The following is a 20854-nucleotide window of genomic DNA, read 5'->3' on the forward strand; positions in this document are numbered from 1 at the left end:
CCTTTTCGGCACTCGCCCGACCAGGGCGCACACCCGGGCGGCCACGCGCCGGGCGCCGCATCGCGGCTCAAGAAGGATTGCCTTGGAAACCCAGAACACTCTTCGCAAACCGATGGACGGCAGCGGCACTTCGCCGGTGACGGTCCTCAAGCGCCTGTGGCCGTATATCCGGCCGCTCATCGGCATCGTCGTGCTCGCCGTGGTGACGATGGGCGTCGTCGCGGCCACCGAAGCCGGTATCCCGGCGCTGCTCAAGCCGCTCCTCGACCACGGCTTCGGCTCGCACGGCAGCGACCGCGCGAAATGGTACGTGCCGATCGCGGTGATCGGCCTCGCGCTCGTGCGCGGCGTGTCGCAGTACGCGTCGAATTACCTGCTCAACTACGTATCGAACCGCATCCTGCTGCAACTGCGGCTCGAGATGTTCCGGCGGATGATCCATACCGGCGCGTCGTTCTTTCAGCGCGAAACCGCGAGCACGGTGATCAACGCGATCGTGTTCGAGGTCAACCAGATCCTGTCGGTGCTGACGGGCGTGATGGTCACGCTCGTGCGCGACTCGCTGACGGTGATCTTCCTGCTCGGCTACCTGTTCTACCTGAACTGGCGGCTCACGCTGATCGTCGCGGTGATCCTGCCGGGCATCGGCTGGCTCGTCAGCAAGATCAACCGCCGGCTGCGCCGCCTGAACCGCGAGCACCAGACGCTGACCAACGAGCTGTCGTACATCGTCGAGGAGACGGTCGGCGGCTACAAGGTCGTCAAGGTGCACAACGGCGAAGCGTACGAGACGGACCGCTTCACGACGATGAGCAAGCGCCTGCGCGGCTACGCGATGCGCATGACGATCTCGGGCGGCCTCGCGCAGCCGCTCACGCAGTTCCTTGCGTCGATCGCGCTCGCGGTCGTGATCACGATCGCGGTCGTGCAGTCGTCGAACGACCAGACGACGGTCGGCGGGTTCGTCGCGTTCGTCACGTCGATGCTGCTGGTGATCTCGCCGCTCAAGCACCTGATCGACGTCAACCAGCCGCTGCAGCGCGGGATGACGGCCGCCGAGCTGATCTTCGGGCTGATCGACGAGCCGGCCGAGCCGCAGGGCGGCGGCCGGCCGCTGCCGCATGCGCGCGGCGAGATCGAGTTCCGCGCGGTGTCGTTCGACTACGGCGCGGCCGAACGGCCGACGCTCGACCGCATCTCGTTCAAGGTCGCGCCGGGCGAAATGATCGCGCTGGCCGGCCCGTCCGGAAGCGGCAAGACGACGCTCGTGAACCTGCTGCCGCGTTTCTTCGACCCGACGGACGGCACGATCCTGGTCGACGGCGTGCCGGTGTCCGACTACGATCTCCACGCGCTGCGCAGCCAGATGGCGATGGTCAGCCAGGACGTCGTGCTGTTCAACGACACGATCGCCGCGAACGTCGCTTACGGGCAGACACCCGACCGCGCGCGCGTGCAGGCCGCGCTCGAGGCCGCGAACCTCGCCGATGCGGTCGCCGCGATGCCCGACGGGCTCGATACGCTGGTCGGCGGCAACGGGATGCGCTTGTCCGGCGGCCAGCGCCAGCGGCTCGCGATTGCGCGCGCGATCTACAAGGACGCGCCGATCCTGATCCTCGACGAAGCGACGTCGGCGCTCGATTCGGAGTCGGAGCGCCACGTGCAGGCCGCGCTCGAGCGGCTGATGGAAGGCCGCACGACGCTGGTGATCGCGCACCGGCTGTCGACGATCGAGCGCGCGGACCGCATCCTCGTGCTCGAGGCCGGCAAGATCGTCGAAGAGGGCAGCCACGACGAGCTGCTGCGCCACGGCGGCCTCTACGCGCACCTGCACCGGATCCAGTATCAGCAGCAAGCGGCGTAACGCGCGGTGAGGCGGCCGCGATGCCGTGTGCTAGTCTTCGTCGGGCAGTCCCGGTCGTTTCTTGTTCGACGTGACACCACGGAGGGAAGGACAATGAAGAGGATGCACGGCATGATGCTGGCCGCACTGATCGCCGCAGGCTGCGCGGCTACCGCGGCAATGGCGCAGGACCACGACAATCGCGATGACCGCGGCGGCCACGGGATGCAGCACGGCCATGGCCCGAAACACGTGCCGCCCGGCCACGCGATGCATCGCGACGACGACGTACCGCCGCGCTGGGCCGACCAGCCGCGCCGCGAGTGGCACAAGGGCGACCGGCTTCCTCCCGAGTTCCGCGATCGCCAATACGTGATCGACGACTGGCGTGGCTATCATCTGAGCCCACCACCGCGCGGCTATCAATGGGTCGGCGTCGGCGGGGATCACCTGCTGGTGCAGATCGGTTCCGGCATCGTGCTGCGGATCGGCGACTGACCCGGCCCGCGGCCCGGCATGGATCGCGATGCCGCGATGCACGCCGGGCCGCCGGCTCCCCGCGTCACTTTGCCGCCGCGCGGCGGAACCAGCGCCGCTCGATTCTCGACATCAGCCAGCACACGCCCAGCGCGCACACCGTGCCGAGCGTCACTTCGCCGAGCCGGATCAGCGGAACGTCCCACAGCGGGCCGTTGCCCGGGAACAGCAGCACGATCGTCGCGGTCACGCCGCCGAGCCGTGCGGCGCTGCCGACGTTCAGGCACCAGCAGCAGACGATCGCGACCGCGACCGTGATCGCATACGCGACGAGGCGATCGCCGCCCAACGCCGCACCGGCGAAGCCGAGGATGCCGCCGACCATCGCGCCGATGAACTGGTCGCGCGACAGCGACATCGTGTCCGAGTAGTTGTGCTGCGTGACGGCGATCGCGGTGATCGCCGCCCACACGGCCTGCTCGGTATGCATCGCGCGGCCGATCGCATACGCGAGGCACGCGCCGCAGACGGCCTGCAGCGCCATCAGCGCGCCTTGCGCGAGCCGCTCGCCGAATGACAACCCCTTGAACAGATCGAAGATCGACTGCTGGATCTGCTGGCGGGCTTCGTTGAGTGTCCTGATCGTATCCATCGTGCGTCGGCCAAGAAGCGGGTAGCGGCGGCGCGCCGCCGTCAATGAGCCTGTTCGGGCGAGGCGGCCGCCGGTTCGGCGGCCGTCGCGTCGCCGTTCTCGACGCGGGTTTCGGGCATCACGAGCCAGACCAGCAGCACCGCGAGCGCGCCGGCGGCCGCGAGCCCGAAGAAGCTGACCGCGTTGCCGAAGTGATCGGCGACGTAGCCGGCCACGGCCGTGCTGAGCGTGGCGCCAATCCCGGCCGCGAGCCCGAACAGCCCGATACAGAGGTTGTAGCGGCCCTTGCCGCCCGCGACGTCGGCCGCGATCAGCGGCAGCATCACGCCGAACACGGCCGCGCTGATGCCGTCGAGCATCTGCACCGGCACGAGCAGGTACGGGCTGCTGACGCCGGCGAACAGCAGCGCGCGCACCGGCAGCGCGGAGAAGCCGAGCAGCAGGATCGGCCGGCGCCCCCAGCGCTGCGCGGAGCGGCCGACCCACGGCGACAGCATCGCGACGATCGCCTGCGGCACGATGATGCACGCGGCGATCACGAGCTGCACGTTCTCGCCCATCCCGGCCGTGACTTCGCCGGCCGCGAGGTTCAGCATCGCAGCGTTCGACAGATGGAACAGCACGACGCAGGCCGCGAAGATCAGCATCCGGCGGTCGCGCAGCAGCTCGAGCAGCGTTTCGCGTTCCTCGCCTTCGTCGGCGTCGTCGTGCTTCGACGACTGCGGAATCACCTCGTGCGTCGGCTGGATCATCGCGAGCGCGAACAGCGCGGGCAGCGCCAGCACGGCGGTCAGCCAGAACACCGCGCGCGCGGAGAAATATTCGCCGGTCAGCCCCATCAGGCCCGCCGCGACCGCACTGCCGATCGACGCCCAGCGCGCGTTGCGGCCGAGCCGGTCGCCGAGATCGGCGCGGCCGACGAGCGAGAACGAGATCGCCGCCATCGCCGGCACCAGCATGCAGCTCGCGAAGCCGTGGAACACCTCGGCGGCGATCACCGGCACGATCGTCGGGCTCGACGCGAGCAGGACCGCGGACAGGATGATGGCCGCGATCGCCCACGCGGCCGCGCCTTTCTTGTTCTTCAGCGCGTCGACGGCCGCGCCGCCCGGCACCTGGCTGACCATCGCGCTGATCGTGCCGATCGACAGCACCATGCCGATCTCGCCCTGCGTCCACTTGTGCGACGCGAGATAGGACGCGATGAACGGACCGAACCCGGTTTGAACGTTTGCAACGAAAAAGTTGAGCCAGTCGAGGGAGCGCAGACTGCGAACGCTGACGGAATGCTTGATCGTCATCGGATGGCACTCGCAGACGATGCCGGCGCGGCCGGGGCGACAGGCGGGAAGACGGCGACGATCGGCTTGTCGGCCGCGTACGGCGGCGATGCCTTGATCTGGGCGTCGTTCAGGTCGAGCTGCGGGTGCAGCGCCTTGTCGCGCGTGACGAAGCGCAGCGCGCCCCAGCTCGCGGCGATCGAGCGGCGGTCGGTATTGACGAGCCCGCCGAGGTCGAGCACGACGGCCTGCGGCTGGGCGCCGCGGTCGATCAGCACGTCGACGATGCGGCCGATCTTCGTGCCGTTCGGGCGCTCGACGTCGCTGTCGAGCATCGGCAGCCGCGTCGCCGGCGACGCCGCGGCCGACCCCGACAGCGGCACCGCCTTCGGCCGCGCGGCGGGCGGCAGGTCGCCCGACGGCACGTCGAGCACGATCGGCTCCTGTTTGCCGCCCGGCGTGAAGCGGAACACGTTCCACGGGAAGATGACCTTGCGGTCGCCGATCCCCATGAAGCCCTGCAGGTTGACGATCATCTCGCGCGGCTTGCCGCTCGCGTCGACCACCATGTCGACCGCGCGGCCGACCACCTTGCCGTTACGGCGCGCGACCTCGCTGTCGAGCAGCGCATGGATCTGGGTGCGGTCGAGCGCGCGCGTCGCGACGAGCGGCGCGGGCGGCGGCGGCGGGGTCGGCGATTCGGGGCGTTGCACGGGCTTCGGCCGTGCCACCTCGCGGTGCGGCTTCTTCGGCGCTTCCGGTTCCTCCGGTTGCGTCGGCGCGGGCACGGGCGGCATCGTCAGCGGCTCGCCGGCGGTCTCCTCGACGGGCTCGACGAGCGCCTCGCTGATCGGCGCGGGCGGGTTCTGGACCGGCAGCAGCCCGCAGCCGGACAGCAACGCGGCGACGGCGAGAATCAGGAAGACCGTCGAGGACGGCAACGACTTGCGGGATGCGGGAAACGGGAGTCCGCCGCTCATTGACACTCACTCCATGGGTCGGGGGCGGCCCGAGGGCACGCGGCTGGCGATGGATGGCGGGTGCGGGCGGCGCACCACGCGAGGTGAGAGTTTAACGTGTCTTGCTTTCAGGACCGATTTCGATGGCCGGTTGCAAGCGGATCGTGGGGGAAAGGAAGGGAGCGGAGCGGGTGGCGGTCCGGCTGCGGCGCCCGGGCCACGACGACGCGGTGCAGGCGCTGCAGCCGGTGCCCTGGCTCGCGGGCCTGAGCCGCCATACGCGGACGGCGACAGCGGCCCGGCGACGCGAGCGGCCGTCACGATCGTCCGGAAGAAGCGGCGCCGGCCTGGCTCGCCGTGACGGCGGGCAGGCTCGGGCACCGTTCGACGCAACGCGAAACCGGGAAATCAGGCGTCCGGATACCACGCGTCGGTGAATTCGCTGACCTTGACGTCGGTCAGCTCCGGACGGTCGGCCAGCCATCCGCGCACGAGTTCGCGGTCGGCGTCGGTCGTCGTGCCGCGCGGCGCGCCGGAGATCACGTATGCGCCGATGCCTTCGTCCGCGGACGCGACGGTCAGCAGCCCGTTCGCTTCGACGAAGTCGATGAACGCATCGATCAACTGGCCGCGCTCGAGGTCGGTCATGTCGTTGCGGTAATGCGCGGTGGCGTTGAACGCGAGTTCCTGGAATTCGCCGATGTGGAGTTTCTTGCGCTGGCGGCGGTTGTGGCGTTGGCTCATGGTCTGGGGGTGAATGCGAAAAGGATCGATGAAAGGGCGGCGGCGGTGCTGGCGCGGCATACGCGAACGGCCCGGCCGCCGCATCGGGGCGCCGCGCGGCGCTGCCGGCGGCGGATGGACGCAACGTTACATCAGCACGATGTCGTACTGCTCCTGGCTCAGGTTCGACTCGACCTGAAGCGACACCGGCTTGCCGATGAAGTCGATCAGCATCGCGAGATGCTGCGACTCCTCGTCGAGGAACAGGTCGATCACCTGCTGCGCGGCGATCACGCGAAACTCGCGCGGGTTGAACTGCCGCGATTCGCGCAGGATCTCGCGCAGGATGTCGTAGCACACGGTGCGCGACGTCTTCACCTGGCCCTTGCCCTGGCAGGTCGGGCACGGTTCGCACAGCACGTGCGCGAGCGATTCGCGCGTGCGCTTGCGTGTCATCTCGACGAGCCCGAGCTGCGAGAAGCCGTTGACCGTCACGCGCGTGCGGTCGCGCGACAGCGCCTTCTTCAGCTCGGACAGCACCGCGTCGCGATGCTCGGCGTTCTCCATGTCGATGAAGTCGATGATGATGATCCCGCCGAGGTTGCGCAGCCGCAACTGTCGCGCGATCGTGTGCGCGGCCTCGAGGTTGGTCTTGAAGATCGTGTCGTCGAAATTGCGCGCGCCGACGTAGCCGCCGGTGTTCACGTCGATCGTCGTCATCGCCTCGGTCTGGTCGATCATCAGATAGCCGCCCGACTTCAGGTCGACGCGGCGCGACAGCGCGCGCTGGATCTCCGTCTCGATGTTGTACAGGTCGAACAGCGGCCGCTCGCCCGTGTAGTGATGCAGCTTCGGGCTCACGGCCGGCGTGAACTCGCCCGCGAATTCAGCGAGGCGCTGGTACGTCTCGCGCGAATCGACCTGGATGCGCGTCGTGTCGTCGTTCGCGAAATCGCGCAGCACGCGCTGCGCGAGATCGAGGTCCTGGTACAGCAGGCTCGTCGCCGGCAGCCGCTGCGCTTGCGCGACGATCGTCGCCCAGGTCTTGCGCAGGTAGGTGACGTCGCCGGCCAGCTCGTCGGAGGTGGCGTCCTCGGCGATCGTGCGCACGATGTAGCCGCCTTTCTCGTCCGGCGGGATCACGGCCGTCAGGCGCGCGCGCACGGCCTCGCGCTCGGCCTCGCTTTCGATCTTCTGCGAGATGCCGATATGCGGCTCCTGCGGCAGATAGACGAGCGTGCGTCCCGCGATGCTGACCTGCGTCGACAGCCGCGCGCCTTTGGTGCCGATCGGATCCTTGATCACCTGCACCATCAGCGTCTGCCCCTCGAACACGATCTTCTCGATCGGCTGGTGCGGCGCGCCCGACTGCGGCTCGCCCGCGAGGCGCGGATGCCAGATGTCGGCGACGTGCAGGAACGCCGCGCGCTCGAGGCCGATGTCGATGAACGCCGACTGCATGCCGGGCAGCACGCGCACGACCTTGCCGAGATAGATGTTGCCGACCCGCCCGCGCGACAGCGTGCGCTCGACGTGAAGCTCCTGCACCGCGCCTTGCTGGACGAGTGCGACGCGCGTTTCCTGCGGCGTGAGGTTGATCAGGATTTCTTCGTTCATGGTGCGGTTCAGAAGGCGACGCGTGCGGTACGCAGCAGCGCGGCAGTCTCAAAAAGGGGCAGACCCATGATACCTGAATGGGATCCGTCGATTCGCTCGATGAATTCGGCCGCGCGGCCCTGGATCGCGTACGCGCCGGCCTTGCCGAACGGCTCGCCGGTTTCGACGTAGCGCGCGTACGCATCGCGCGACGCGGCCGCGAAGCGCACCGACGAGCGCGACAGCGCGGGCGGCAGCAGTGCGCCGCCGGCGTCGATCACGGCGACGGCGGTCAGCACCGCGTGCTCGCGGCCGGCGAGGCGGGTGAGCATCGCGAGCGCATCGTCGGCGTCGGCCGGCTTGCCGAGGATCGCGCCGTCGATCGTCACCGTGGTATCGGCCACCAGCACCGGCGCGGCCGGCTTGCCGCTCGCGACGAGGCGCGAGCGCGCGGCCTCGGCCTTCGCGATGGTCACGCGCCGCACGTACGCGTCGGCGGTTTCGCCGGGCAGTTCGGCCTCGAGCGCCTCGGCGTCCTCGTCGGGGCGCGGCAGCAGCAGCTCGAAGCGCACGCCGATCTGCTGCAGCAGCTCCTGGCGGCGCGGGCTTTGCGAAGCGAGGTAAAGGATCGGGAAAAGCGCGGGGGACGTGCTGGACGGCATGGTGTCGTTATCTCGTTGAGCGCGCGCGGCGCGCGTGTCGAGGACGACGCGTCATGCGCGGTGGTAGGGGTGATTCTGCGTGATGCTCCACGCCCGGTAAAGCTGTTCGGCGAGCAGCACGCGCACCATGCCGTGCGGCAGCGTCATGCTCGAGATGCGCAGCAGCACGTCGGCGCGCGCTTTCAGGTCCGGATCGAGCCCGTCGGCCCCGCCGATCACGAACGCGACGTCGCGGCCGTCCTGCTGCCAGCCGGGCAGCGCCTGCGCGAGCTGCATCGTGGTCCAGTCGCGGCCGCGCTCGTCGAGCGCGACGATGCGTGCGCCCTTCGGCAGCGCGGCCTCGATCTTCTGCCGCTCGGCCGCCATCACGCTTTCGGCGCTGCGGCCGCCCGAACGCAGTTCAGGCTTGATTTCGCGCAACTCGATGCGCAGTTCGGGCGGCATCCGCTTCGTGTATTCGTCGAAGCCGGATGCGATCCAGCCCGGCATCTTGTGGCCGACCGCGAGGATGAAAAGCTTCATCGGGAGACGCGTGACGGCTTAGCGGCGCCGGGCGGCCGTCTTGCGCGCCGGGCGTGCGGGCGCTTCTTCCTCTTCGTCGTCGTCTTCGCTCGCCGTGGCGAAGCCGTTGCCCTTGCCGCCGCCGAGCTTCATCCGCACGGGCTTGTCGCCCCAGATTTCCTCGAGGTTGTAGTACTGGCGCAGCGCCGGTTGCAGGATGTGCACGACCGCGTCGCCGCAGTCGACCAGCACCCATTCGCCGGTGTCCTCGCCTTCGGAGCTGACGACGTCGCCGCCGGCTTCCTTGACCTTGTCGCGCACGTTCGACGCGAGGGCCTTGGTCTGGCGGTTGGAGGTGCCCGAGGCGACGACCACGCGGTCGAACAGTTCGGTCAGGTGGCTGGTGTTGAACACCTTGATGTCTTGCGCCTTGACGTCTTCGAGGGCGTCGACGATCACGCGCTGCAGTTTGCGAATATCCATGGATTCAGGAATGGTAGAGGCGATGTTGAAGAATATAGGCCCATACGGCGGCCGGCACATGTTCGGCTGACGCGTCGGGCATTTGCGCATGGCGTGCGATGCATTCGCGCAGGTGCGCGCGGATGTCGGTCGCGGCGATGTCGAACGAAAGGGTCGTATCGATCAGCAGGCGGCCCGCCGGCGTGGCCTTGAGCACGTCGGCGCCGGCCTGCCGCGCGGCGATTTCGCGCGCGACGTCCGGCGGCGCCGCGTCGAGCTCGAAGCCCGGGCGCGTCGACACGCCGATGTGCGCGTAGTCGAACAGCGTGCGCCAGTCGCGCCACGTATCGAGGCGCACGAGCTGGTCGGCGCCGATCAGCAGCGACAGCGACGCATCCGGGCCGATCCGCTCGCGCCAGCGCGCGAGCGTCTCGACCGTGTAGGTCGGGCCGGCGTGCTCGATCTCGTCGGTGGCGACGGTCACGGTCACGCCCGGCATCGACAGCGTGCCGGCGGCGGCGCGCGTCATCGCGAGCCGGTGCTCGGCGGCCGACACGTCGCGCTTCTGGTACGGCTGCCCGGCGGGCAGCAATACGAGTTCGGTCAGGTCGAGCAGCCCGGCGAACCGGCGCGCGAGCGCGAGATGGCCGTCGTGGATCGGGTCGAAAGTACCGCCCAGCAAGCCGATACGGCGCGGCAGCGGGGCGGGGCGGGCGATGGTGTCCAGAAACGCGTCCTTTCGTTGGGGCAGCGGGGCGCGCGGGCTCACACCCAGTCGCGCGGCACGAGGAAGTCGCTGGTCAGGCGCGCTTCGGGCGAACCCGGCTCGGGCTGCCAGTTGTAGCGCCAGTTCGCGACCGGCGGCATCGACATCAGGATCGACTCGGTCCGGCCGCCGCTTTGCAGGCCGAACAGCGTGCCGCGGTCGAACACGAGGTTGAATTCGACGTAGCGGCCGCGGCGGTAGGCCTGAAAGTCGCGCTCGCGCTCGCCGTACGGCAGCCCGGCGCGGCGCTCGACGATCGGCAGATAAGCGTGCAGGAACGCATCGCCGACGCTTTGCATCATGTCAAACGAGCGTTCGAAACCGGGTTCCGAGAAATCGTCGAAGAAGATCCCGCCGATGCCGCGCATCTCGTTGCGGTGCTTCAGGAAGAAATATTCGTCGCACCATTGCTTGAAGCGTGGGTAGAGCTCGATGCCGAACGGGTCGAGCGCGTCCTTGCAGGTCTGGTGGAAATGGCGCGCGTCGTCCTCGAAACCGTAAACCGGTGTCAGATCCATGCCGCCGCCGAACCAGAACACGGGCGCCTCGCCCGGTTTTGTCGCGATCAGCATCCGCACGTTCATGTGCACGGTCGGGCAGTACGGATTGCGCGGGTGCAGCACGAGCGACACGCCGAGCGCCTCGAAGCCGCGGCCCGCGAGCTGCGGGCGCGCCGCGCTCGCCGACGGCGGCAGCGCGTCGCCCGCGACGTCGGAAAAGCCGATTCCCGCGCGTTCGAACACGCGGCCGCCTTCGAGAATCCGCGTGCAACCGCCGCCGCGCAGGCGTTCGGCCGGCCCGCGCTGCCACGTGTCGGTCGCGAGCGGCGTGCCGTCGAGCGCGCCGAGCGCGTCGGCGATACGTGTCTGCAGGCCCTGGAGGTACGTGCGCACACGCGCCACGTCGTAGGTCGAATCGGTCATGTCTGGACTGGCTGCCCCCGCGCTGAGCGAGGGCCGTAAAAAAAGCGTCTGCCGGGCATTCTATCGAACCCCGGCAGACGGGCCGCCGCCGCGCGGGCGCGGGGCGGCGATGGCGACGTCACGCGCTCTTGCGGTTGAGCGCGCGAAAGCCGATGTCGCGGCGGTACTGCATGCCTTCGAAATTGATCTGGTTGATCGTGTCGTACGCATGCTGCTGCGCTTCGCGCACCGAATCGGCAAGGCCGACCACGCACAGCACGCGGCCGCCGGACGTCACGAGCTTGTCGCCGTCGGCGAGCGTCGTGCCTGCATGGAACGTCACGGCCTGTTCGGTTTCGGCCGGGATCCCGTTGATGCGGTCGCCCTTGCGCGGCGCGTCCGGGTAGCCGTGCGCGGCCAGCACGACGCCGAGCGCGGTGCGGCGATCCCAGTCGAGCTCGACCGTATCGAGCGTGCCCGCTATCGCCTGTTCGACGACCTTCGAGAAATCGCTCTTCAGGCGCGCCATGATCGGCTGCGTTTCCGGGTCGCCCATCCGGCAGTTGAACTCGAGGGTGCGCGGATTGCCGTCCTTGTCGATCATCAGACCGGCGTACAGGAAGCCCGTGAAGCGGATGCCGTCCTTCTCCATCCCGCGCACGGTCGGCATGATGATTTCGCGCATCACGCGTGCGTGCATCTGCGGCGTGACGATCGGCGCGGGCGAATACGCGCCCATGCCGCCGGTGTTCGGGCCGCGATCCTCGTCGAGCAGGCGCTTGTGGTCCTGGCTGGATGCCAGCGCCAGCGCGTGCTTGCCGTCGACCATCACGATGAAGCTCGCTTCCTCGCCGTCGAGGAATTCCTCGATCACGACGCGCGCGCCGGCGTCTCCCAGCTTGTTGCCCGACAGCATCATGTCGACGGCCGCATGCGCTTCTTCGAGCGTCATCGCGACGACGACGCCCTTGCCGGCCGCGAGGCCGTCGGCCTTCACGACGATCGGCGCACCCTTCGCGTCGATGTACGCGTGGGCAGCGGCCGCGTCGGCGAAGGTTTCGTAGTCGGCGGTCGGGATGCCGTGGCGCTTCATGAACGCCTTCGCGAAATCCTTCGAGCTTTCGAGCTGCGCGGCTTCGCGGGTCGGGCCGAAGACCTTCAGGCCGCGCGCGCGGAACAGGTTGACGATGCCGGCCGCGAGCGGTGCTTCCGGCCCGACGAGCGTGAACGCGACGCCTTCGCGTTCTGCGAAATCGGCGAGTTCGTCGAGCGACGTGATGTCGACGTTCTTCAGACGCTCGTCTTGCGCCGTACCGCCATTGCCGGGCGCGACGTAGACCATCTGGACGCGCGGCGACTGCGCGAGCTTCCACGCCAGCGCATGTTCGCGGCCGCCGGAACCGACGACGAGTAGTTTCATGGGATTCCCCGCAGACTAGAAAACAGGGCGGCCGGCACGCTCAGGCGCGCCGGCCGCGGAATCGGTCGGGCCGCCGCCGCGACAGGTGCGGCGGCCGGCATTTCATTCCTCGACGATGACGGCGTTCGTATACACCTCCTGCACGTCGTCGAGGTTCTCGAGCGCGTCCAGGAGCTTCTGCATCTTCGCCGCGTCGTCGCCGGTGAATTCGACTTCGTTCTGCGGCTTCATCGTCACTTCGGCGAGTTCGGCCTTGAAGCCTGCGGCTTCGAGCGCGTCCTTCACCGCCGAGAACGCCTGCCAGTCGCACAGCACTTCGATCGAGCCGTCGTCGTTCGGGGTCACGTCGTTCGCGCCGGCTTCGAGCGCCGCTTCCATCAACGCTTCTTCCGACGTGCCGGGCGCGAACAGGAACTGGCCGACGTGATCGAACATGAACGCGACCGAGCCGTCGGTGCCCATGTTGCCGCCGAACTTCGAGAATGCGTGACGGACTTCCGCGACCGTGCGGGTGCGATTGTCGGTCAGCGTGTCGACGATGATCGCCGCGCCGCCGATGCCGTAGCCTTCGTAACGGATCTCTTCGTAGTTCGCGCCGTCCGCGCCGCCGACGCCGCGGTCGATCGCGCGCTTGACGTTGTCCTTCGGCATGTTCGCGTCGGCTGCCTTGTCGACCGCGAGACGCAGGCGCGGGTTCGAGTTGACGTCGCCGCCGCCGAGGCGCGCTGCGACCTGGATTTCCTTGATCAGGCGGGTCCAGATCTTGCCGCGCTTCGCGTCGGCTGCCGCTTTCTTATGCTTGATGTTGGCCCATTTCGAATGACCAGCCATACCTTTCTCCGTGCCCGGGCGCGCAGCGCGGGCGATTGTTGCAGTGTGTCGTTGAATCGGCGGCCGTGTCGGCGGGCATGAAGCCGCGGGGCCGCGCGTGTCGAGTGGAGCGTGATTTTATCACGCGGCGACCGCCGGTTCGGGGCCGCCGCGCATGGCCGAACGACCAGGGCGGCCGTTGCGGCCGCTCGCTTCGGTCAGTTCTTGGTGCCGAACAGGCGGTCGCCGGCGTCGCCCAGGCCCGGCACGATGTACGCGTGCTCGTTCAGGTGCGAATCGAGCGACGCGACGAACAGCTTCACGTCGGGGTGCGCGTCCTGGAACACCTGCACGCCCTCGGGCGCGGCGACCAGCGCGACGAACATGATGTTCGCGGCCGGCACGTTGCGGCGCTTGAGCACGTCGACCGCGTGCACGGCCGAATAGCCGGTCGCGACCATCGGGTCGCACAGGATGAAGATGCGGTCTTCCAGGTCCGGCAGGCGCACCAGGTATTCGACCGGACGGTGGTCGTCGGCGCGGTACACGCCGATGTGGCCGACGCGGGCGGACGGCACGAGATCGAGCAGGCCGTCCGACATCCCGATGCCCGCGCGCAGCACGGGCACGATCGCGAGCTTCTTGCCCGCGATCACCGGCGCGTCGACCGCCACCAGCGGGGTTTCGACCCGCTTGGTCGTGATCGGCAGGTTGCGGGTGATCTCGTAGCCCATCAGCAGCGTGATCTCGCGCAGCAGTTCGCGGAACGTGCGCGTGGACGTGTCCTTGTCGCGCATGTGCGTGAGCTTGTGCTGGATCAGCGGGTGATCGGTGATGAAGAGGTTCGGGAAACGGCTGTCCTGTTTCATGACGGGGTGCCTTGGCGGCGAAAGGGGATCGGGGGCGGCGGCGGGCACGTGCCGGCCGTCGCCGATGGCCGCAATTTTACCAAGGCGCGCCGCGCGATCCGGATATTATCGACGTCTCACGACAATCCGCGTGCCGCGCACGCCCGTTCGCCCGCCCGCCGGCGGCAACGCGGGGCCGCGCCGGCACGCGCGCCACCAGGGAAGCGACGATGGATCTCGGCATTGAAGGAAAGACCGCGCTCGTGTGCGCGGCGAGCAAGGGCCTCGGGCGCGGCTGCGCGGAAGCGCTGGCCGCGGAGGGCGTGAACCTCGTGATCGTCGCGCGCACGCGCGACACGCTGGAGGAAACCGCGGAAGAGATCCGCGCCGGCGCGAACGTGTCGGTCACGGCGGTCGCCTGCGACATCACGACGCCGGACGGCCGCGCGGCCGCGCTCGCCGCGTGCCCGCAGCCGGACATTCTCGTGACGAATGCCGGCGGCCCGCCGCCCGGCGATTTCCGCGATTTCTCCCACGACGACTGGATCCGCGCGCTCGAGTCGAACATGCTGACGCCGATCGAGCTGATTCGGGCGACCGTCGACGGGATGATCGGCCGCGGCTTCGGCCGGATCGTCAACATCACGAGTTCGGCCGTGAAGGCGCCGATCGACGTGCTCGCGCTGTCCAACGGCGCGCGCTCGGGGCTGACCGGCTTCGTCGCGGGGCTGTCGCGCAAGGTCGCGGGGCAGGGCGTGACGATCAACAACCTGCTGCCGGGGCTGTTCGACACCGACCGGATCGCGACGACGCTCGCCGCATCGGCGAAGGCGCAGGGCGTGACGGTCGACGAGATGCGTGCGCGGCGCGCCAGGGACATCCCGGCCGGGCGCCTCGGCACGCGCGCCGAATTCGGCGCGGCCTGCGCGTTCCTGTGCAGCGTGCACGCAGGCTACATCACCGGGCAGAACTGGCTGCTCGACGGCGGCGCGTATCCGGGCACGTTCTGACCCGCGCTTTGCGATTCACGACCACGACACAACGACCGAACAACCGAACGACGAAGGAAACGGAGATGAGCAAACCCCGCATCGCATTGATTGCGCACGACGCGAAGAAGGACGAGATCGTCGCGCTCGCGGGCCAGTATCGCGAGACGCTCGCGCAATGCCGGCTGGTCGCGACGGGCACGACGGGCGGCCGTATCGCCGCCGCGCACGGGCTCGACGTCGAGCGCAAGCTGTCGGGGCCGCTCGGCGGCGACCTGCAGATCGGCGCGGAACTGGCCGACGGCCGCGTCGACATCGTCGTGTTCCTGCGCGATCCGATGACCGCGCAGCCGCACGACCCCGACATCACCGCGCTCGTGCGCGCCTGCGACGTGCACGACGTGCCGGTCGCGACCAACGTCGCGACCGCGCGGATGCTGCTCGACGATCTGGCGCGGAACATGCAGGACGTTTGCTAGGCGCGGGCGCCGGCCGATTGTCCCTGCCGGCGGCAGGGCCATGCACGGACGGCGGCGACGCGCGAGAATCGTGCGTCGCCATGCGTGCCTGCCGGCTCCCGTACGAATCGGTGCGGCGTGCGCATCGGCGATCCGGATTCCCCTGACCGACAGACAGACGAGGAGCAAAACGATGCCGAAAGCAATCCGATACGACCAGCCGGGCGGCCCGGACGTGATGAAGTGGGTCGATGTCGACGTCGACGCGCCGAAGGCCGACGAGGTACGCATCCGCCAGCACGCGGTCGGGCTCAACTACATCGACGTGTATTTCCGCACGGGCCTGTATCCGCAGCCGCTGCCGGCGGGCCTCGGGATGGAGGCGGCCGGCGAAGTGACGGCCGTCGGCGACGGCGTGAGCGCGCTGAAGGTCGGCGATCGTGTCGCCTACGTCGCGCAGCCGCCGGGCGCGTATGCGCAGGAGCGCGTGCTGCCGGCCGAGAAACTCGTGAAGCTGCCCGACGGCATCGGCTACGACGATGCGGCGTCGGTGATGCTGCAGGGGCTGACCGCGCATTATCTGCTGCGTCGCACGTACCCGGTGAAGGCCGGCGACACGATCCTGATCCATGCTGCGGCCGGCGGCGTCGGGCTGCTCGTGTGCCAGTGGGCGAAGGCGCTCGGCGCGACCGTGATCGGCACGGTCGGCTCCGACGAAAAGGCCGAACTCGCGAAGGCGCACGGCTGCGATCACCCGGTCGTCTACACGCGCGAAAACTTCACGCAGCGCGTGAAGGAGATCACCCACGGCGCAGGCGTGCCGGTCGTCTACGATTCGATCGGCAAGGACACCTATGTCGGCTCGCTCGACAGCCTCGCGCCGCTCGGCTACTTCGTCAGCTTCGGCAACGCGTCCGGCCCGCTGCCGCCGATCGACTCGAAGGAGTTCTCGTCGCGCGGCTCGCTGTTCTTCACGCGGCCGACGTTGTTCTCGTACATCGCGAAGCGCGCCGATCTCGAAGCGGCGGCCGCCGAGCTGTTCGACGTGATCCTGTCGGGCAAGGTGAAGACGAGCATCAACCAGCGCTATCCGCTCGCGGAAGTCGGCCGCGCGCATGCGGATCTGGAAGCGCGCAAGACCACCGGCTCGACGATTCTCGTTCCCTGACCGTTCCTTTCCGTGCCGGCGCCATGCCGGCACGCGCCTTCGCGGGCGGCGCTGCGGTGCCGCCCGTCCCGCCTCAGTTCTGCTCCCGCCTCGCGTTTACACGTTTTTTATATCCGCCCCGATACCTTTGACCCGCCCTTTACGCGCGTTCCCATAACGTTCCAGTCGTCTGATTTCGACGACGGAGAACACAAAAATGGATGGGGTATTCATCGGCGCCCTGGTGCTTTTCACCGTGCTGATCCTCGGTCTGGTTGCCGGTTGCGAGAAGCTCGTGCAATACGGTCGCGGGGGGCGAGCATGACCTGGATGCTTTGGCTGGCGGGCGCGTCCACCGCGCTGCTGTTCGCGTATCTCGTCTTTGCGCTGCTGCGCGCGGAGGACATCGAATGAACGCGAACAACCTGTTGCAGACGCTGCTGTTCATCGTCGTGCTGCTGGCGGCGGCCGTGCCGGTCGCGCGCTATCTGACGGCGGTGATGGACGGCAGCGCGCGCGTCGTGCGCGTGTTCGGGCCGCTCGAACGTGTGCTGTACCGCGTCGCGGGCGTCGACGCCGGCACCGAGATGAACTGGAAGCAATACGCGGTCGCGACGATCGCGTTCAACGCGCTCGGCGTGCTGTTCCTCTACGGGCTGCTGCGCCTGCAGGGCTTGCTGCCCGGCAACCCGCAGCAGTTCGGCGCGATGACGGCCGACGGCGCGTTCAACACGGCCGTCAGCTTCGTCACCAACACGAACTGGCAGGACTACACGCCCGAGCAGACCGTCAGCTACCTGACGCAGATGCTCGGTCTGACCGTGCAGAACTTCCTGTCGGCGGCGACCGGCATCGTCGTCGTGATCGCGCTGATCCGCGGCTTCGCGCGCCACACCGCGCAGACCATCGGCAACTTCTGGGTCGACCTGACGCGCGTGACGCTGTACGTGCTCGTGCCGATGGCCGCGCTCGTCGCCGCGCTGCTGATGAGCCAGGGCGTGCTGCAGAACCTGAAGGCGTACCAGGACGTGCCGGTGCTGCAGGCGAGCACCTATGCGGCGCCGAAGCTCGACACGCAGGGCAACCCGGTGAAGGACGACAAGGGCAACGCGGTCACGGTGCCGACGCCGTTGACGAAGCAGACGCTCGCGATGGGCCCCGTCGCGTCGCAGGAAGCGATCAAGATGCTCGGCACCAACGGCGGCGGCTTCTTCAACGCGAACTCCGCGCATCCGTACGAGAACCCGACGCCGTTCGCGAACTTCGTGCAGATCTTCGCGATCCTGATCATCCCGGCCGCGCTGTGCCTCGTGTTCGGCCGGATGATCGGCGACCGGCGGCAGGGTATCGCGGTGCTCGCGGCGATGACGGTCGCGTTCGCGGTCGCGACCGGCGTCGAGGTGAGCGCCGAGCAGGCCGGCAACCCGACGCTCGTCGCGCTGCACGTCGACCAGTCGGCGAGCGCGCTGCAGCCGGGCGGCAACATGGAAGGCAAGGAAACGCGCTTCGGGATCGCGCAGACCGGCATCTTCACGGTCGCGACGACGGCCGCGTCGTGCGGCGCGGTCGACGCGATGCACGATTCGCTGACGCCGGTCGGCGGCCTCGTGCCGATGCTGCTGATGCAGCTGGGCGAGGTGATCTACGGCGGGGTCGGCTCCGGCCTCTACGGGATGCTCGTGTTCGCGCTGCTCGCGGTGTTCGTCGCCGGCCTGATGATCGGCCGCACGCCGGAATACGTGGGCAAGAAGATCGAGTCGTACGAGATGAAGATGGTGTCGATCGTCGTGCTGCTCACGCCGCTGCTCGTGCTGGTCGGTACGTCGATCGCGGTGTTGGCGGACGCGGGCAAGGCCGGCATCGCGAACCCCGGCCCGCACGGCTTCTCGGAAATCCTCTATGCGTTCAGCTCGGCCGCGAACAACAACGGCAGCGCGTTCGCGGGCCTGACGGTCGGCACGCCGTTCTACAACTGGATGACCGCGATCGCGATGTGGTTCGGCCGCTTCGGCACGATCGTGCCGGTGCTGGCGATCGCCGGCTCGCTCGCCGCGAAGAAACGCATCGCGGCGACGAGCGGCACGCTGCCGACCCACGGCCCGCTGTTCGTCGTGCTGCTGCTCGGCACCGTGCTGCTGGTGGGGGCGCTGACCTACGTGCCGGCGCTCGCGCTGGGCCCGGGCGTCGAGCACCTGATGATGTGGCTGGGCGCGTGACGCGTGCCCGCATGGCGACACATTGAAAAGACTGAAGAGCTTGAAGAGATCGCAATGACTCAACATTCCGCAACACGGTCCATGTTCGATCCGGCGCTGCTGCGCCCGGCGATCGTGGATTCGTTCAAGAAACTCACGCCGCGCACGCAGTTGCGCAACCCGGTGATGTTCTGCGTGTACGTCGGCAGCATCCTGACCACGATCCTGTGGATCGCGGCGCTCGCCGGCCAGGCCGAGGCGCCCGCGGGCTTCATCCTCGCGGTCGCGCTGTGGCTATGGTTCACGGTGCTGTTCGCGAACTTCGCCGAAGCGCTCGCGGAAGGGCGTTCGAAGGCGCAGGCCGCGTCGCTGCGCAGCGCGAAGAAGGACGTGATGGCGAAGAAGCTCAACGAGCCGCATCCGAAGTCGCCGATCCGCATCACGACCGCGTCCGACCTGCGTAAAGGCGACGTCGTGCTCGTCGAGACCGGCGACGTGATCCCGGCCGACGGCGAGGTGCTCGACGGCGTCGCGTCGGTCGACGAATCGGCGATCACCGGCGAATCCGCGCCGGTGATCCGCGAATCGGGCGGCGACTTCTCGTCGGTGACGGGCGGCACGCGCGTGCTGTCGGACTGGATCGTCGTCAAGGTCACCGCGAATCCGGGCGAGGCGTTCCTCGACCGGATGATCGCGATGGTCGAAGGCGCGAAGCGCAAGAAGACGCCGAACGAAGTCGCGCTGACGATCCTGCTCGTCGCGCTGACGATCGTGATGCTGCTCGCGACCGCGACGCTGCTGCCGTTCTCGATGTTCTCGGTCGAGGCGATGAAGGCCGGCCACGTGGTGACGATCACCGCGCTCGTCGCGCTGCTCGTGTGCCTGATCCCGACGACGATCGGCGGTCTGCTGTCCGCGATCGGCGTGGCCGGGATGAGCCGGATGATGCAGGCGAACGTGATCGCGACGTCGGGGCGCGCGGTGGAGGCGGCCGGCGACGTCGACGTGCTGCTGCTCGACAAGACCGGCACGATCACGCTCGGCAACCGCCAGGCGTCGACGTTCGTGCCGGCGCCCGGCGTGACCGAGGAAGCGCTGGCCGATGCCGCCCAACTGTCGTCGCTCGCCGACGAAACGCCGGAAGGCCGCAGCATCGTCGTGCTCGCGAAGGCGCGCTTCGACATTCGCCAGCGCGACATGGCGCAACTGCACGCGACGTTCCTCGGCTTTTCCGCGCAGACGCGGATGAGCGGCGTCGATCTGCCGGGCCGCGAAATCCGCAAGGGCGCGGCCGATGCGATTCGCCGCTACGTCGAGACGCACGGCAGCCGCTTTCCGGAAGACGTGCGCCGCGCGGTGGACGACGTCGCGCGCCGCGGCAGCACGCCGCTCGTCGTGGCCGACCTGCAGGAAGGGGCGGCGCGCGTGCTCGGCGTGATCGAGCTGAAGGACATCGTGAAGGGCGGCATCAAGGAGCGCTTCGCGGAGCTGCGCAAGATGGGCATCAAGACCGTGATGGTGACGGGCGACAACCGGCTGACGGCCGCGGCGATCGCGGCGGAAGCGGGCGTCGACGATTTCCTCGCGGAAGCGACGCCGGAAACCAAGCTCGCGACGATTCGCGAGCACCAGGCGGCCGGGCGCCTCGTCGCGATGACGGGCGACGGCACCAACGACGCGCCGGCGCTCGCGCAGGCGGACGTCGCCGTCGCGATGAACACCGGCACGCAGGCGGCGAAGGAAGCCGGCAACATGGTCGACCTCGACTCGAACCCGACGAAGCTGATCGAGATCGTCGAGATCGGCAAGCAGATGCTGATGACGCGCGGGTCGCTGACCACGTTCTCGATCGCGAACGACATCGCGAAGTACTTCGCGATCATTCCGGCCGCGTTCGTGACGACGTACCCGCAATTGCGCGTGCTCGACATCATGCACCTGAGCTCGCCGGCGTCCGCGATCCTGTCGGCGGTGATCTTCAACGCATTGATCATCGTCGCGCTGATTCCGCTCGCGCTGAAAGGCGTGACCTACCGGCCGCTCGGCGCCGCGTCGCTGCTGCGCCGCAACCTGCTGGTCTACGGGCTCGGCGGCGTGCTGCTGCCGTTCCCGTTCATCAAGCTGATCGACATGACGCTCGCCGCGCTCGGCTGGGCCTGAGCCG

The 20854-nt window shown here is 68.6% G+C and carries 21 protein-coding genes; 8 read left to right on the forward strand and 13 right to left on the reverse strand.

The genetic code is table 11. The features are described 5' to 3' along the window. The first annotated feature begins 112 nt into the window (after window positions 1-112). Both msbA and WS95_RS18990 read left to right on the forward strand, forming a co-directional pair. Window positions 113-1864 (forward strand): lipid A export permease/ATP-binding protein MsbA, encoded by a 1752-nt coding sequence (gene msbA / locus WS95_RS18985; protein ID WP_034208015.1) that lies wholly within the window; start codon window positions 113-115, stop codon window positions 1862-1864. 93 nt (window positions 1865-1957) lie between these two features. Then, window positions 1958-2341, forward strand: a complete 384-nt coding sequence (locus tag WS95_RS18990) for an RcnB family protein (protein WP_034208014.1) — start codon at window positions 1958-1960, stop codon at window positions 2339-2341. A gap of 64 nt (window positions 2342-2405) precedes the next feature. Here WS95_RS18990 and WS95_RS18995 read toward each other — a convergent pair whose 3' ends face one another. From WS95_RS18995 to upp, 13 genes are all read right to left on the reverse strand, one after another. Then, window positions 2406-2972: an FUSC family protein gene (locus tag WS95_RS18995; RefSeq protein WP_034208013.1), complete on the reverse strand. Its 567-nt coding sequence runs from the start codon at window positions 2970-2972 to the stop codon at window positions 2406-2408. A 41-nt stretch (window positions 2973-3013) separates the two neighbouring features. After that, on the reverse strand, window positions 3014-4273 hold the full coding sequence (locus WS95_RS19000) for an MFS transporter (RefSeq protein WP_034208012.1): 1260 nt from the start codon (window positions 4271-4273) through the stop codon (window positions 3014-3016). Continuing rightward, window positions 4270-5232 (reverse strand): PRC-barrel domain-containing protein, encoded by a 963-nt coding sequence (locus WS95_RS19005; RefSeq protein WP_059825049.1) that lies wholly within the window; start codon window positions 5230-5232, stop codon window positions 4270-4272. The genes WS95_RS19000 and WS95_RS19005 overlap by 4 nt, the downstream gene beginning before the upstream one ends. A 387-nt stretch (window positions 5233-5619) precedes the next feature. Next, window positions 5620-5955, reverse strand: a complete 336-nt coding sequence (locus tag WS95_RS19010) for a YggL family protein (RefSeq protein ID WP_059781300.1) — start codon at window positions 5953-5955, stop codon at window positions 5620-5622. A gap of 126 nt (window positions 5956-6081) precedes the next feature. Further along, complete coding sequence (rng, locus tag WS95_RS19015; RefSeq protein ID WP_034208009.1) at window positions 6082-7551, reverse strand: ribonuclease G; 1470 nt, start codon at window positions 7549-7551, stop codon at window positions 6082-6084. A gap of 8 nt (window positions 7552-7559) precedes the next feature. Beyond that, window positions 7560-8192 (reverse strand): Maf family protein, encoded by a 633-nt coding sequence (locus tag WS95_RS19020; protein WP_034208008.1) that lies wholly within the window; start codon window positions 8190-8192, stop codon window positions 7560-7562. A 51-nt stretch (window positions 8193-8243) separates the two neighbouring features. Continuing rightward, the gene (rlmH, locus tag WS95_RS19025; protein WP_034208007.1) at window positions 8244-8714 is read right to left on the reverse strand and encodes a 23S rRNA (pseudouridine(1915)-N(3))-methyltransferase RlmH; all 471 of its coding nucleotides are present in this window, start codon (window positions 8712-8714) and stop codon (window positions 8244-8246) included. Window positions 8715-8732: 18 nt separating this feature from the next. Continuing rightward, entirely contained in the window at window positions 8733-9176 is a 444-nt protein-coding gene (rsfS, locus tag WS95_RS19030; protein WP_059791316.1) for a ribosome silencing factor, read from the reverse strand. Window positions 9177-9180: 4 nt separating this feature from the next. Then, on the reverse strand, window positions 9181-9906 hold the full coding sequence (locus WS95_RS19035; protein WP_179949007.1) for a nicotinate-nucleotide adenylyltransferase: 726 nt from the start codon (window positions 9904-9906) through the stop codon (window positions 9181-9183). A 14-nt stretch (window positions 9907-9920) separates the two neighbouring features. Beyond that, complete coding sequence (hemF, locus tag WS95_RS19040; RefSeq protein WP_034208006.1) at window positions 9921-10844, reverse strand: oxygen-dependent coproporphyrinogen oxidase; 924 nt, start codon at window positions 10842-10844, stop codon at window positions 9921-9923. Between the two features lie 118 nt (window positions 10845-10962). Next, window positions 10963-12243, reverse strand: a complete 1281-nt coding sequence (gene purD / locus WS95_RS19045) for a phosphoribosylamine--glycine ligase (protein ID WP_059781304.1) — start codon at window positions 12241-12243, stop codon at window positions 10963-10965. 102 nt (window positions 12244-12345) lie between these two features. Continuing rightward, window positions 12346-13074: a YebC/PmpR family DNA-binding transcriptional regulator gene (locus tag WS95_RS19050; RefSeq protein WP_034208004.1), complete on the reverse strand. Its 729-nt coding sequence runs from the start codon at window positions 13072-13074 to the stop codon at window positions 12346-12348. Window positions 13075-13271: 197 nt separating this feature from the next. Then, the gene (gene upp, locus WS95_RS19055) at window positions 13272-13922 is read right to left on the reverse strand and encodes a uracil phosphoribosyltransferase (RefSeq protein ID WP_006481871.1); all 651 of its coding nucleotides are present in this window, start codon (window positions 13920-13922) and stop codon (window positions 13272-13274) included. A gap of 209 nt (window positions 13923-14131) precedes the next feature. On the opposite strand from upp, the gene WS95_RS19060 reads away from it, so the two are divergent. The 6 genes from WS95_RS19060 to kdpB all read left to right on the forward strand — a co-directional run bounded on the left by WS95_RS19060 (window position 14132) and on the right by kdpB (window position 20850). Next, window positions 14132-14911 (forward strand): SDR family oxidoreductase, encoded by a 780-nt coding sequence (locus WS95_RS19060; protein WP_059825051.1) that lies wholly within the window; start codon window positions 14132-14134, stop codon window positions 14909-14911. 65 nt (window positions 14912-14976) lie between these two features. Next, a complete protein-coding gene (locus WS95_RS19065; RefSeq protein ID WP_034208002.1) occupies window positions 14977-15369 on the forward strand; it encodes a methylglyoxal synthase in 393 nt (130 codons plus the stop codon). Between the two features lie 172 nt (window positions 15370-15541). Then, entirely contained in the window at window positions 15542-16516 is a 975-nt protein-coding gene (locus WS95_RS19070; protein ID WP_059825052.1) for a quinone oxidoreductase family protein, read from the forward strand. Between the two features lie 300 nt (window positions 16517-16816). Continuing rightward, the gene (gene kdpF, locus WS95_RS19080; protein ID WP_006752209.1) at window positions 16817-16909 is read left to right on the forward strand and encodes a K(+)-transporting ATPase subunit F; all 93 of its coding nucleotides are present in this window, start codon (window positions 16817-16819) and stop codon (window positions 16907-16909) included. Next, window positions 16906-18711 carry a potassium-transporting ATPase subunit KdpA gene (gene kdpA / locus WS95_RS19085; RefSeq protein WP_059825054.1) on the forward strand — a complete coding sequence of 602 codons (1806 nt, stop codon included), beginning with the start codon at window positions 16906-16908 and terminating at the stop codon, window positions 18709-18711. Before kdpF ends, kdpA begins: the two co-directional genes overlap by 4 nt. A gap of 54 nt (window positions 18712-18765) precedes the next feature. Further along, entirely contained in the window at window positions 18766-20850 is a 2085-nt protein-coding gene (kdpB, locus tag WS95_RS19090) for a potassium-transporting ATPase subunit KdpB (protein ID WP_059781312.1), read from the forward strand. Window positions 20851-20854: the final 4 nt, after the last annotated feature.

Origin of the sequence: Burkholderia sp. MSMB1826 (genome assembly GCF_001526325.1) — a bacterium.
In the GTDB taxonomy this organism is placed as follows: Bacteria; Pseudomonadota; Gammaproteobacteria; order Burkholderiales; family Burkholderiaceae; genus Burkholderia.